The organism is Croceibacterium xixiisoli (assembly GCF_009827305.1).
GTDB classification, from domain to species: Bacteria; Pseudomonadota; Alphaproteobacteria; order Sphingomonadales; family Sphingomonadaceae; genus Croceibacterium_C; species Croceibacterium_C xixiisoli.
Genome location: NZ_WTYJ01000001.1, coordinates 1,866,981 through 1,880,283 on the forward strand (window position 1 = coordinate 1,866,981; position 13,303 = coordinate 1,880,283).

The 13,303-nt window shown below is 60.7% G+C and carries 13 protein-coding genes; 6 read left to right on the forward strand and 7 right to left on the reverse strand.

The genetic code is table 11. The annotated features are described in order from the left end of the window. Positions 1–63 precede the first annotated feature (63 nt). On the forward strand, positions 64–1,374 hold the full coding sequence (locus GRI97_RS08975; RefSeq protein ID WP_161390695.1) for a UDP-glucose dehydrogenase family protein: 1,311 nt from the start codon (positions 64–66) through the stop codon (positions 1,372–1,374). Positions 1,375–1,427: 53 nt separating this feature from the next. On the opposite strand, the gene galE is transcribed toward GRI97_RS08975, so the two are convergent. Beyond that, a complete protein-coding gene (galE, locus tag GRI97_RS08980; protein ID WP_161390696.1) occupies positions 1,428–2,444 on the reverse strand; it encodes a UDP-glucose 4-epimerase GalE in 1,017 nt (338 codons plus the stop codon). A 198-nt stretch (positions 2,445–2,642) separates the two neighbouring features. On the opposite strand from galE, the gene GRI97_RS08985 reads away from it, so the two are divergent. Beyond that, on the forward strand, positions 2,643–3,371 hold the full coding sequence (locus tag GRI97_RS08985) for a class I SAM-dependent methyltransferase (protein WP_161390697.1): 729 nt from the start codon (positions 2,643–2,645) through the stop codon (positions 3,369–3,371). Between the two features lie 19 nt (positions 3,372–3,390). Here GRI97_RS08985 and GRI97_RS08990 read toward each other — a convergent pair whose 3' ends face one another. Further along, positions 3,391–4,293, reverse strand: a complete 903-nt coding sequence (locus GRI97_RS08990; RefSeq protein WP_161390698.1) for a glucosamine inositolphosphorylceramide transferase family protein — start codon at positions 4,291–4,293, stop codon at positions 3,391–3,393. 19 nt (positions 4,294–4,312) lie between these two features. After that, a complete protein-coding gene (locus GRI97_RS08995; protein ID WP_161390699.1) occupies positions 4,313–5,116 on the reverse strand; it encodes a metallophosphoesterase family protein in 804 nt (267 codons plus the stop codon). 267 nt (positions 5,117–5,383) lie between these two features. Between GRI97_RS08995 and GRI97_RS18805 the strand changes: the two genes are divergently transcribed. Together GRI97_RS18805 and GRI97_RS09005 are read left to right on the forward strand one after the other, a co-directional pair. Continuing rightward, on the forward strand, positions 5,384–5,851 hold the full coding sequence (locus tag GRI97_RS18805) for a glucuronosyltransferase (RefSeq protein ID WP_161390700.1): 468 nt from the start codon (positions 5,384–5,386) through the stop codon (positions 5,849–5,851). Next, complete coding sequence (locus GRI97_RS09005; protein ID WP_161390701.1) at positions 5,848–6,336, forward strand: glycosyltransferase; 489 nt, start codon at positions 5,848–5,850, stop codon at positions 6,334–6,336. The genes GRI97_RS18805 and GRI97_RS09005 overlap by 4 nt, the downstream gene beginning before the upstream one ends. On the opposite strand, the gene GRI97_RS09010 is transcribed toward GRI97_RS09005, so the two are convergent. Continuing rightward, entirely contained in the window at positions 6,305–6,538 is a 234-nt protein-coding gene (locus GRI97_RS09010; protein WP_161390702.1) for a hypothetical protein, read from the reverse strand. The genes GRI97_RS09005 and GRI97_RS09010 overlap by 32 nt on opposite strands. On the opposite strand from GRI97_RS09010, the gene GRI97_RS09015 reads away from it, so the two are divergent. Then, entirely contained in the window at positions 6,522–7,796 is a 1,275-nt protein-coding gene (locus GRI97_RS09015; protein WP_161390703.1) for an O-antigen ligase family protein, read from the forward strand. The two genes, GRI97_RS09010 and GRI97_RS09015, sit on opposite strands and share 17 nt — an antisense overlap. A 2-nt stretch (positions 7,797–7,798) precedes the next feature. Beyond that, positions 7,799–8,863, forward strand: coding sequence for a glycosyltransferase family 4 protein (locus GRI97_RS09020; protein WP_161390704.1), 1,065 nt, complete (start codon positions 7,799–7,801; stop codon positions 8,861–8,863). On the opposite strand, the gene GRI97_RS09025 is transcribed toward GRI97_RS09020, so the two are convergent. The 3 genes from GRI97_RS09025 to GRI97_RS09035 form a co-directional block, all read right to left on the reverse strand. Next, positions 8,832–9,833 (reverse strand): glycosyltransferase, encoded by a 1,002-nt coding sequence (locus GRI97_RS09025; protein ID WP_161390705.1) that lies wholly within the window; start codon positions 9,831–9,833, stop codon positions 8,832–8,834. The two genes, GRI97_RS09020 and GRI97_RS09025, sit on opposite strands and share 32 nt — an antisense overlap. Beyond that, positions 9,830–11,017, reverse strand: coding sequence for a polysaccharide biosynthesis protein (locus GRI97_RS09030; protein ID WP_235917653.1), 1,188 nt, complete (start codon positions 11,015–11,017; stop codon positions 9,830–9,832). Before GRI97_RS09030 ends, GRI97_RS09025 begins: the two co-directional genes overlap by 4 nt. A 160-nt stretch (positions 11,018–11,177) precedes the next feature. Beyond that, entirely contained in the window at positions 11,178–13,301 is a 2,124-nt protein-coding gene (locus GRI97_RS09035) for a GumC family protein (RefSeq protein WP_161390707.1), read from the reverse strand. Positions 13,302–13,303 lie beyond the last annotated feature (2 nt).

A 13,303-nucleotide genomic window follows, 5' to 3' on the forward strand; every position in this document is an offset into this window, starting at 1 on the left:
ATAGACGGCCCGTCCCGCGACAGCGGGCATTCGGGCGTGAATTTCTCTTTCGGAGCTTCCCTCATGAAGATCGCAATGGTGGGCTCAGGCTATGTCGGCCTGGTATCCGGGGCATGTTTTGCCGACTTTGGCCATGAAGTGGTCTGCATCGACAAGGATGAATCCAAGATCGATCGCCTGCGTCAGGGCATCATGCCGATTTACGAACCGGGGCTCGATGCGCTGGTCGACAGCAATGTGAAGGCTGGCCGTCTGTCCTTCACCACCGATTTGGCGCAGGGCATCGCCGGCGCGCAGGCCATCTTCATCGCGGTAGGCACGCCGTCGCGCCGGGGTGATGGGCACGCAGACCTCTCCTTCGTCTATGCGGTGGCCCATGAAGTCGGTGAAGCGCTCTCGAATGATGCGGTTATCGTCACCAAATCCACCGTACCGGTCGGTACTGGCGATGAAGTCGAACGCATTCTTGAAAATAGCGGTACGCCGTATCGTTATGCGGTGGTTTCCAATCCGGAATTCCTGCGCGAAGGCGCGGCCATTGGTGATTTCAAGCGGCCTGACCGCATCGTGATCGGTGCGGAGGCTGAGTTCGGCCGCGAAGTGATGCAGGAGGTGTATCGCCCCTTGTTCCTCAACCGCGCGCCGCTGCTGTTCACCAGCCGCCGCTCGGCTGAAATGATCAAATATGCCTCCAACGCATTCCTCGCAGTCAAGATCACCTTCATCAACGAAATGGCTGATTTGTGTGAAAAAGTTGGTGGCGACGTGCAGGATGTCGCGCGCGGCATCGGCCTCGACAACCGTATCGGCCCCAAGTTCCTGCATGCCGGGCCGGGCTATGGCGGAAGCTGTTTCCCCAAGGATACGCTGGCGCTGCTGAAAACCTCTGAAGATTACGACAGCCCGGTCCGTATCGTCGAAGCTGTGGTCAAGGCCAACGACAGCCGCAAACGCGCCATGGGCCGTAAGGTGATCGATGCGCTGGGCGGGGCGGAACAGGCACGCGGCAAGCGGGTGGCCATGCTCGGTCTCACGTTCAAGCCCAATACGGACGACATGCGCGATTCACCGGCCATCGCCATTGCCCAAGCGCTCGCCGATGGTGGCGTCAGTGTCGTCGCTTATGATCCCGAAGGGATGGAGGCTGCTGCGCCGCTCATGCCCGAAGTGGTGATGGCGACCGATCCCTATGCGGCCATCACCGGCGCTGACGCGGTGGTGATCGTGACCGAATGGGATGAATTCCGCGCGCTTGACCTCAAGCGACTGAAGACGATCGCCAATTCCAATGTGATCGTCGACCTGCGCAATATCTATGATCCGCAGGATATGCGGGCAGCCGGCTTTGCCTATGTGAGTGTAGGGCGCCCCTGATCGCAACCGCAACCGGGCGCGGCAGGTTGCTGCCGGCCCGGAAAGCTGCGGGATTATCCTGCCCTCAGTTCTGCCAGCTTGCGTTCCCACTGCAACGCATCCTGGATGATCTGGTCCAGGTCGGCGCGCTTGGGCTGCCAATCCAGTCGCTGGCGCAGCAGGGACGGGTCGGAAACCAGCGCGGCAGGATCGCCCGCCCGGCGCGGTTCAAGCTTGCGGTTGATGGTACGGTTGGTCACACGATCGACGGCATCAAGCACTTCGAGCACTGAAAAACCGCGCCCATAGCCGCAATTCATGATCGGCGGCGGGCTGGCATCATCGACCAGCGCCTGCAAGGCCAGCACATGGGCTGCGGCCAGATCTGCCACATGGATGTAGTCGCGGACACCGGTGCCATCCGGTGTATCGTAATCGGTCCCGAACACCGCAACATTGTCGCGCTGTCCCAGGGCAGCTTCCAGCGCAACCTTGATCAGATGGGTCGCGCCGACCGTGGATTGGCCGGTCCGGCCCAGCGGATCGGCGCCGGCGACGTTGAAGTAACGCAGCGCGCAATAGCGGAACGGGTGTGCTGCGGCCGTATCGGCCAACATCTGCTCGGTCATCAGCTTCGACCAGCCATAGGGGTTGATCGGTTGCTTGGGGATCGATTCCCCCACCGGCGAAGTCGCCGGAATGCCATAGGTGGCTGCCGTAGAACTGAAGATGAAGTTTCGCACCCCGCCTGCGACCGCTGAAGAGATCAGGCTATGGCTCTTCAGCGTATTGTTCTCGTAATATTTCAGCGGGTTCTCAACCGATTCCGGGACAATGATCGAACCGGCAAAATGCATGATCGCACCGATCTCCTCGCGCGCGATAATGTCTGCGACCAGGCTGCGATCGGCTATGTCGCCTTCATAAAGGGGAACATCGTCGGGCAGGGCGAAACGAAATCCGGTCGACAGATTGTCGATCACGGCAACGCGCCAACCGCTGTCGCGCAGCGCCAGCACCGCATGGCTGCCGATATATCCGGCGCCGCCGGTTACCAGCACGGCTGGTCTGTCATTCTTTGCTGTCATCATGATACCTGCAGTGCATCCGAACCACTGAACGTCCAGTAAACACACCGATGCGGGCTGTCTTCCGGTCATGGCCGACCGCTGCAATTAAACATTGCCTGACGGTTTGGCCGGGCGCTATGTCGAAACGCAATTTCCGGGAATATCTGTTTATTGCAGCCTGACCCCCGCGCCCGTCCCATCCCCAGTGCTGGAGTAATGATGCCGATCCCATTCGAACGCTCGCACCTGGCGGCCTTTCGGGATTTTCCCTCGACCCTCTATGGGCTGGTTTCCCGATATCCCAATGCGCGCGTGCTTGAACTGGGTGGGGGCAGGGCGCCTTCCTTCCCGATTCACGACATGCCCGACAATATTGCCAGCTACACCGTCAATGACATCGATCCGTCCGAATTGGCGCGCGCCAGCGATGATTACGACAAGGCTTGTTTTGACGTTACCGGCGATGTCTCGGCCTTCAATGGCCAGTATGACATCATCTTCTCGCGCACGTTGATCGAACATGTGGCCGATGGCCGCAAGATGCATCGCAATGTGCGCGATCTGCTGCGTCCGGGCGGGGTCGCCTTCCACATGGCGCCGACGCTCTATGCGCTGCCCTTTGTGATCAACAAGCTGTTGCCCGAAACGCTCTCAACCAAGATCCTCTACACGGTCTTCCCCAAGCGTCGGAACAACAAGAACAAATTCCCCGCACATTATTCCTGGTGCTATGGTGATCGGGCGCGGATGGAAACCATGCTGAAGGAAATCGGCTTCGATCAGGTGGCCATTCGTTCGTTCTATGGCCATGCCTATTTTGACAAGTTCCCGGTCATCCGGGAGGCAGATCGGGCACTGGCCACCATGGCGGAGCGCAAGGATTGGTCCTCGCTCGGCTCCTATGCCCATATCACCGCTTTCAAGCCGGCTGCGCTGCCGGGCGGCTGATCAGGAAAGGGCGGCGGGATTACCGCCGCCGCATCAGCCGGTCCCATTCGCGGCGCGGCCGCATGGTCAGGGCTCGCGCGGAAAAACGCCGCGCTTTCACATCGATCAGCGTCACCGGGCCAGCACCGGCGAAGGTGTGGCATCCATCTATCAGTGGTGTGGCCTGCGCTGGCGCACGCAGCAGCGGTCCCGCGCTGGCGTTGAAATGCACGGAATCCAACTGCTCGATGCGAAGGATCCGCAGAGCCGCGCCATAGCTGCCGCGCGAATCCTGTACCGGCAGGTGCAGCAGGCCATCGATCAGCTCTGGCCGCCCACCGGGGCGGGCGCCGCCCAGATCGCTGATCAGCGGGTTTAACGGATGCTCTGCCCAGGGGCCGGTCAGGTCCTCGGCATATGCGGCGCAAAGGGTGGACACGCGCTCCTCTGCCGTGCCAGCCGGGGTGTAGAACAGCCACCAAACTCCGTCATGAAGGAAGGGGGTCGCGTCGATCGGCGCACCATCCAGGTCCAGCACCGCGTAGGGTTCCCAATGCCAGGGAAAGGATCGGGCGCGATACAGCGTCAGCTTTCCTGATGCGCAGGCTTCCGGCAGCATCCACAGTTCGCCTGCATGTTCGAAGACCTGCGGATAGGACAGGTGCCAGTCTTCACGAAGAACGGGCCCATGCTGGATCAGGCGCAAACGATCATCGAAGCAATAGACGCTGATCGTACCGTGCGAATGGCGGTAGTCGAACATTTCGACAAAGGCGTACAAGATGCCTTCACGCCAGATCCCGAAGGGATCGGCCGCATAGGCCAGATCGCCCGCATCGGGAAACCAGCGGAAACGGAACGGCTCGATGCTGCCGGCAGAGATGATCTCCCGCGCAGACGCTTCCACGATCAAGGGGCGCCAGAAATCCTTGATCAGTTCCATCGGTCAGAGATCCGTTTGGTCAGCGCGAAGAAGACGGAGACTGCGAACTGGACCGGCGCGGCTCGGGCCGGGCTTCGCCGGCTGTGGCAATCACTTCACGCTCCATGCCTTCCAGATACAGCGCAGACAGCACACCAGACTTATAAGCGCCGGTGTCCAGCCCGATCCGATTGCTCTGGAAATCGACCTCTGGCGAAATGCTGTGGCCATGCACCACCGTTGCACCGTGATCGCGCGCACTTTGCAGAAATTCGTCGCGGATCCAGATCAGGTCTTTCCGATCCTGCCGATTGAGGGCAACCCCGGGCTTCACCCCGGCATGGCAGAAATAATAATCGCCCGATTGCGCGGTCAGGGGCCAACCGGCCACGAAATCCATCAATTCGCGCGGCAGCACTTCACCCACAAGTTTTGTGAAACTGCCATCCTCCCGCTCCTCACGGCGCGGGATCTTCAGGCCGAAGCTTTCCAGCGTTTCGCGCCCGCCAATCCGCAGCCACGGCGTCAGCAGTCGCGCTTCGCCGGCATAGACGCGCAGCATGACCTCTTCATGATTGCCCAGCAGCATCAGCTGCCCTTCGGTGTTGCGTGACCAGTCGTGGAGGAAACGCAGCACCTTGGCTGAATCCGGGCCACGATCGACCACATCGCCCAGCAGCAGCACATGCAGCCCGGCTGGTGCTGGCAGACCTTTGGAATGCGATTCGATCCGACGCAACAGATCGCGCAGCAGATCATATCGACCGTGGATATCCCCGATCGCGTAGATTCTGTCGCCGGCGGCGCAACTCGGAATTTTGGATCGGCCTGGGCTTCTGCTCATTGGATTGTTACAAAGAGTTTCCGGCTTGGATGCCACCTGACGGAAGATCCGGTGTCATCGCGGCTATCTTGAAGAGGAGGATGCCCGGCCTTCTATCGTGATAACGGAGAAGATCGCAAGGCGTTGCCGTATTGCACCGGAAAGCGGCGGTTTTTTGCTGTTAATCGGTTGGTTGATCGTGCCATGTTGCAACCAATGCAGAATGTGCCATGAACGGATTCATGTCCGGACGCGCGTTCTTGTTGGATGTAACAAAGGGAAGCAGGGGTGCAGAAGGTTCCGGACGGTTCGTCCAAGATTTTGGTTGCTGCATCCGGGGGCGGGCATTGGGATGAACTCATGCTGCTCCGCCCAGCGCTGGACAGGTTCAATCCGGTTTACGTTACAACAAACGCCAGGCTGGCGGCACGTGACCGAGTCGGCGACATCAGGGTGCTGCCGGATGCCAATCGTGATCAGCTGCTGAAAGGGTTTCGCTGCTTCTTTGCTGCATTCAAGCTGATCATGAAGGAAAAACCAGACATTGTGTTGAGCACCGGCGCATTGCCGGGTCTGTTCTGCGTGATCATTGCGAAGATGGCGGGTGCCCGCACGATCTGGGTGGACAGCATCGCCAATTCCGACGCTCCATCGCTCAGCGGCAGGATTGCCCGGCCGTTTTCATCTCTCTGGGTTACCCAGTGGGAACATCTCGCCCGGTCGGACAATGCCCGTTATTTTGGGGCGCTTTTGTGATATTGCTGACCGTTGGAACACAGCTGCCCTTTGATCGCCTGGTAAGGATCGTTGACGAGATCGCACCGACACTGGGCGAACCGGTGACAGCGCAGATCGGCTGCGGCAAATACATTCCCGCCAACATGGAATGGCGACGGGTGATAGACCCCGTCGAATTCGAAGATCTGATGGACAGGGTAACTCTGGTGATTTCCCACGCCGGGATCGGCACCATCGTCACGGCTCAGCGGCATTCAAAACCACTGATATTGTTTGCTCGAAGCGCGCAGCTTAGCGAACATCGCAACGATCATCAGTTGGCAACGGTCAATGCGCTGGCGCAGCAGCAGGGAATTCGGGTCGCCAGCACGGTAGAAGAGCTGGAGATGCTGCTCCGCGAACCTGTAACCAAGGTGACGCGGATGGAGATTACCGCACGTCGGCAATCGCTGTGCGATGCCGTGGCCGATTTTATTCAAGACAGCATCGAAGGGCGGTCATGACCGGCGATCCAGCATCTGGCACCTCCGGCGGAAGCGGCATGAAACGTCGCTCTGGCAGATCTTCAGGCTCCAGATCGCGATCGGGATCGAGCGGCCGTAGCCGTTCGTCAGCGTCCCAGGGCGGCAGTACGCGCAGCAAGTCCATGCCTGTGCGGATGAATGCGGCAATCATTGCCTTCGTCGTGATGATGCTGCTGACCATGCTCGGTCCGTTGATGACCTATGAGTCCTCAGGCACAGCCGGTACCGGCAGCCTGGTCAGACAGATCGGCTATCTGGCTGTCGCACTGATCACCGTCTTTGCCATTCATGCCGAAACAAGGCTGAAGCGGCTCGATGCCATACCCTGGCCGATGCTGCTGGCGCTTGCCTGGTGCTGGGCCAGCCTTTTCTGGGCTATCGAGCCTGGCATTGCCTTGCGGCGCATCGTCCTGACGACCTTGGTGATCTGGTCGGTTTTCGCTTTGGTGCGAGCGATGGGCGTCGACAGGACGATCCTGATCGTGCGGGTCATATTGGTGCTGACCTTGCTGGCCAACTACGCTGCCGTCTATTGCGATCCCACGGTGGGCATCCATATGGTCGAAGAGCCTGGCGATGGCGGCCTGATGGGCGATTGGCGCGGTTACATGGCACACAAGAACATGGCCGGTCTGGTCACGGCGATGTGCGTGCTGTTCTTCCTGTTCTATCGGGAAAACATGCCGCGATATGTGCAGCTTCCGGTGCTGCTTGCGGCCGTGTTTTTCCTTGCCATGACCAGTTCGCGGACTTCGGTGGCTGTTTGTGCTGCTGCTGCCGTGATGGGGCTGTTCTTCACCCGGTACAATTTTCGCTATCGCGGTATTGCCTTCACTGTCCTGCTGGCTCTGGTGATCGCCGCAGCTGTGGTACAGAATGTCTACCAGGATCCTTTCCTGCGCACGCTCAACGATCCCACGGCCTTTACCGGCAGAACGGTGATCTGGGATGCACTGCTGCGCTATTATCGCGACAACCCGCTGCTTGGTTCCGGCTATGGATCCTTCTGGAATATCGGCCCGGCAAGTCCGATGAATCGTTACGGTTCCGACTGGCTCATCGGTGTGCAGCAGGCTCACAACGGCTTCCTGGATATGCTGATCCAGATCGGTCCGATCGGGCTGGGCGTGGTCATTTTCGCCACTATCGTCATGCCGATGATCAAGCTTCTGACCGCGCGTCAGGTGGAAGGCGCGCTGGGCGGGCTGCTGTTTGCGATACTGGTGTTTTGCATCGGTCATAACGCAACCGAAACCTCGCTGTTCGACCGCGATTCGGTGGGACAGGTGTTCGTCGTGCTGATGATCGCCTTGCTCTGGACGGCAGCCTCCAGGCGCAAGAATGCGTCGCGCGGTGGCAGCACCGATCTGCTGAGCTGGGCCAACCGCGATGACGATCAGCAATTCGACACCGCTGGTGCAACTGCCGGCAAGGATTGAGTTTGCGCATCTGCATTCTCGGCGGCTCTCCGCAGCAATGGGGCGGGCTGGAATCCTATTGCGATCGCGCCCATCGCGCGCTGGCACCATTTTCGCCCGTCTGGTTGCCCAGCCAGACCGCCTATATGCGCTTGTCGCGGCTCAAGGATGTCGGTCGCTCGCTTCGCCAATTGCAGATCCTGCAGCGCGACGGGCTGGATGTGGTGTGGTTGCAATTGAGCAATCTGCCGGATCTGGTCTATCTGCTGTGGGCCAGGCTGCTGCGGTTGCCCGTCATCGTCACCCCCCATTTCGGCTCCAACAGCCGGCTTCAGACCAAGCCATTGCGCCGCGGGTTGATCAAGACCTTGCTTCGCCAGGCCGACGCATTGGGTCTGCTGTTTGCTGGGCAGGAGCGGGAGATCGAACTTCCCGCCGGGCCAAAGCGGCATGTTGTCGGCACCTTTCTTCCGCAGGCATCGTTGTCCCTGACGGCAGGATCGGATGGGGCGGTGCTAACATTGCTGCACGCGGCCCGTTTTTCGCGGGAAAAGGGCAGCTTCCTCACGGTTGATCTCTGCCGGGCATTGGCCGACCGAGGCATCGCCTTCTCGGCGCGGCTGGTCGGCCGGGCCGATGCGGAAACCATGCGGGCCCTGGCTGACGCCATCGCTGATGCCGGGCTGGGTGACCGGATCACGATCATCGACTGGCTCGGGGAAGAGGAATTGCAGTCTGCCCTGCGTCAGACCGATGTGCTGGTGCATCTCTCGCTGCTGGATGCCTATCCGCTGATCGTGCTGGAAGCGCTGGCCGGCGGAGCTGTGCCGATCGTTTGCCCTATGGCTGGCGCGGTCTCCATGGTTGACCGCTATGGTGGCCGGGTCGTTGAGGGACATGATCCTGCGCGCGATGCCGCCGATTGGCTGGCCAGTTTGTCACTGGATGATCTTCGCGCGCAGGGACGCCGTGCCGCTGTTGCTGTCCGGGCGGATTATGACTGGGCTGTCTGTGCGCAGCAGGTGGTGGATATCGCCACCACCGTGCTTGCCGATCTCAGGACGCCGGCAGCTCCGCCCGGGGACTGATTTCGACTGAAGGGACAGGTCGGTCCGGCGGGCGACGCGGGCGGAAAAATCCGATCACGGAACTCACCGCACACAGATTCCAGTAGCAGAAGGAATAGAGACCCAGCCCGAACGAGCGACGCCGCCACGCCAGCAGGGCAACAGGCAGCGCGACGAGCGGAATGATTGCGATTGGTTCCACCATTGCGGCGAAAATCAGCATCAGCCACCAGGCCAGGATCGCTCCGATCACCTTGATGTGTCCAAGTCCGGTCAGCACGGAAGGCAGGTGAGCCTGGCCTACCGCCGCACGGAGCACCTGGCCCGCGCCCCCCAATTGACCCGAACGAAGGCGGTAGAGCATCAGCCGGTAACCGCCGCCGCCATGGCCCGTGTGGTATACGGCGGGCAGGGGCAGCCGGGCAAATTTCCACCCGTTTGCCCGCAGTCGCGCCGCCAGATCGAATTCCTCGAACGCCTTGAGATTGCTGTCGCTGAAATATCCGGCTGCCCGGATGGCGTCGGTTCGATACAGCCCGCCGCCATCCAGTCGATCCACCTCACCTGCCCGCCGGTGTGCTTCCGTGTCCATCGCCTTGGCGCGGATCTGAAATTCGGCATTCTCGAGATTGCGTTCCAGCACCTGCCCGCCGACTCCGGCAAATTCCGGATTTGCCTCCAACCAGTCATGCGCATGCCGCAGGAACTCGGGATCGATCTCCATGTCTCCATCCATCAGATAGAAATATGGCGTGTCGATATGCTGGAACGCCAGCTGTGCACCTGCTCCGCAACACCGCTGGGCCGGGTCGGCAAGCTGGTAAACTCTGGCCGGCATGGCACGGGCAATGGCAATTGTACGATCCTGTGATCCACTGTCCGCCAGCACCACCTGCCCGTCGAAGGGGGCAACGGCTGCCAGCGCGCTCGACAGTGCCTGCGCTATATGCCGTTCCTCGTTCAGCGCCTTGATGCCAATGGTGACCGTCATGCCGCCCCTTCCAGACTGTTGCCATTACCGGGGCTGGCGCTGAGCGTTGCCGCAAGAGTTGCGCGCGCGGCCAAGAAAATAAGGAATGCCGCCACCAACTCCCCGGCAGCAATCGCGGCGAGGGACCAGACGGGCTGGGCAACCATGATCAGCCCCATCGCTGCCACAACGCTGACGGGTGCCGACCACAATTTGGGATAGGCCAGTGCATCAAAGGCGCCGCATGCCTGAAGCACAACGGCTTCCGGCATGTAGGCGCAGCGGATCAGCAGCACCAGAGTCCAGAGCGCTGCCCCGATGTGCAAGGCCCGTTCGTCATGTGCCCCCCCGGTCAGCAGCTCGGGGGCAAAGCCAAACAGCAACAGGATCCCGGCTATTGTAGCCAGCAAGCCCGCTGCCAGCACGGAACGGAACAGCAGCACATTGTGCCGCAGTTCGGCCTCTTCGCCGCGGGCGATCAGCCGCGCCATCCGCGCGCGCTCAAACTCAGAGAGCGCTTGCAAGGCCACGGTTGCAGGCCGGATCAGCACGGAACTGACGGCAATCGGCACGAAAGCCTCCGCCCCCAGGGAGAATGCCACGATATAGCTGTGGGCATTCGCCGTCGCCTCCGTCGCCACCACCCCGATCAGCGACCAGGATGAAAAACGCCGCCATACGGCCGTGTAATGGAGGATGGCGCCGATGTCTCCCAGCCGTATTCTCAGGAAAGGCAGCAATGCCGATATCGCCACCAGGCTGCCGACTGCCAGCAGGATGAACACTGCCTCCATTCCCACAGCCGGATTGAAGAACAGCACCGGCAGGCCGATCAGCGCCACCGCCGTGTAGATGACATCCGATCGCACAACGCTAGACGGTTGGCCTTCTGCGTAGGCGGCGGCGCGCCCGAACAACCGCATGTTGTTGGCTATCACCATGCAGGCGAACACGGCGGATGCTCCGGGCGAGATATTGAACCGCCATGCACCGAACAGCGCCAGGGCGCCAATCAGTAGGGAAAACAGGAAGTTCGCGCTATCGAGGCTGGCTCGCGCCCTGCGGCCTTCAGGATGGGCGACATCATGTTCCAGCCGGGCAAGCGGCGCGCTGAACAAGGAGGAGCCAATAGCCCACGAAAACTGGGCCGCGATCAGGAGGAAGGTGAACCGGCCAAAATCTGCCGGGGCCAGCCGGTACAGCAACAACAGGGTCAGGATGAACTGGACGGCCGATCCGCTGGCAGATCCCCCGATGGCGAGGACGTAACGCCACACGTCACGTACTGCCCTGTCTGCATTTGGCCTCATATGGGCTCAAGCCCGCGCGCACCGAAGTGCGCGCGGATGAATTCAGAGCGTCTGATCACTGCTGATAATACTGCGAGTAGCGACGGAGGTAATACCCGCCACCCAGCAGTTCAGAGCTTTCAGCAACGGCGTTCACGATGATGCCGCTGGCTTCATGACCGCTGGCTTCCAGCGCTTCGAGCGCCTTTTGCACTACGGGGATGGGGGTTTCGTCCCACCGCGCAACCACGGCTACAGCGTCGGAGAACCCCGCGAGGGTTCGGCCATCGGCCAAGCCCAGGATCGGGGGAAGATCGAGGACGATGTGGTCGTAACGCTGGCGCATCTGATCGATCAGTTGACCCATTCTTTCGTTTTCGAACAGGTTGGCGGAGGAAAAATAGGGCGAACGCACCATCAGCAAATCCAGCCCTTCGGTGCCGGAGGCGACGATGGTGTCATCTGCAGTGGCATCAGCGGTCAGGTACTCCACCAGACCCTTGGCACCCGGGGAAACACCCGAAGACAACTGTACGGTGGCTCGACGGATATCGCATTCCAGCAGCAGCGTACGCGATCCGGCCATCGCGAGGGTTCGGGCAAAGGCAACCGATGTGGTCGTCTTGCCTTCCCCAGGCAGAGCCGAGGTAATGGCGATGACAGATACGGTGCTTCGGTTGTCTGCAGTACCCAGCAGACTCGTTCGCGCGATCCGGAATGCTTCCGCATAGAAAGATGTCGGATGGGTAACCAGCGTGTCGGCCGGCGTCTTGCCGGTGACCTGGGGGACGGCCGCGAGCAGCGGCACGCCCAGACGGTCTTCGACGTCTTCGTTAGTCCGGATTCCGCTGGACAGCGATTCCTGGATGGCAATGAACCCGATGCCGATACCCAGCCCTGCGATGAGAGCAAAAATCATGAACAGCGGCTTGTTGGGCTTGCTCGGCTTTTCCGGCGGGCGGGCCATATCGACGATCGTCGCCGATGCCAGCGAGTTGCTGGCAGCCTGCGTTGCCTTCAACGATTCTTCGGTCAGTTGCTCGTACAGCGCACGCTTGGCTTGGGCCTCACGGTCGAGGCTGTCGGCAATCACACCGGCACGCGTCTGCGATGCGCGGTCGTTTTCCAGTTGACCCAAGCTGTTACGCAGGCTCGACACCCGGGCATCAGCGGCAGAGGCGGTTGCGGAAAGTGCAGTCAGGATACGGTTTGTTTCCTGGTTGATTTCCTGATCGACGCCCCGCAGCTGTTCCTGGATCTTGATGCTTTCAGGGTGCATCGCACCATAACGGGCTTCGATGTCAGCCTTGGTATCAAGGATGGCGCCGCGTTGTACGCGCAGGTTGGAAATGGTCTGCGATTGCAGCACTTCGCTGACGCTGGCGCCCGGGCGACCAACTTGGCTGCGGGCAGTCTGGTAGTTGGCGCGAGCCTGGGCGGCAAAGCTCTCTGCCTCCGCCAGAATGCCCGAGAGCGGGGCAACCTGCTGATCGATGATCGTGCCGGAGCTGAAGCCGTCGTTCTGACCCTGCGACAGGCGGTTCTCGATCCGGAAACGGGCCGCAGCAGCGTCTGCCGCTGTCACCTGTGCGCCTAGTTCGGCCAGTTGTTCCTGGTACCATTCAGCCTGGCTGGCTGCGACGCTGGTTCGTGTTCCGACAGCGCCCTTGATGTAGTTATCCGCGAAGGAGTTGGCGATTTCGGCAGCCTTGATGCGATCGGCATTTTCATAGCCAACGCCGAGCACGTAGGTCTGATTTTCGCGAAAAACGCCCAGATTGTCGAGCAGGTAGGAAGCGATCGCCGTCTCGCGATCTTCCGGGGACGAAATGCGCTCCGGCGGCATGTCGGCAATGGCTTCCTGGAACTGGGGAACATCCGCCAAGTCCAGATCTCGCACGACGGCACGTGCGAGATCGAGCGAGTAAAACGCTGAAACCTCGGTCTCGATGGCTTCATCGGAAAGAGCAGCGTTTACCGTGCCATTCTGCGAGGCAACTGGATCGCGCGATGGGTCGATGCGCACGCGCGCCGATGCAAAATACTGCGGCGTCATCATGAATGTCAGCAGCGTGCCCAGCGCGAAAACAATCGCTGTCACGATCGCCAGCATCTTCCATCGGCGGCGAACCGTGTTGATGGCATTCCTCAACACTTCTCCCAGCTTGGGCTCATTCTGATTGGCGACTGCGATTTCCATGG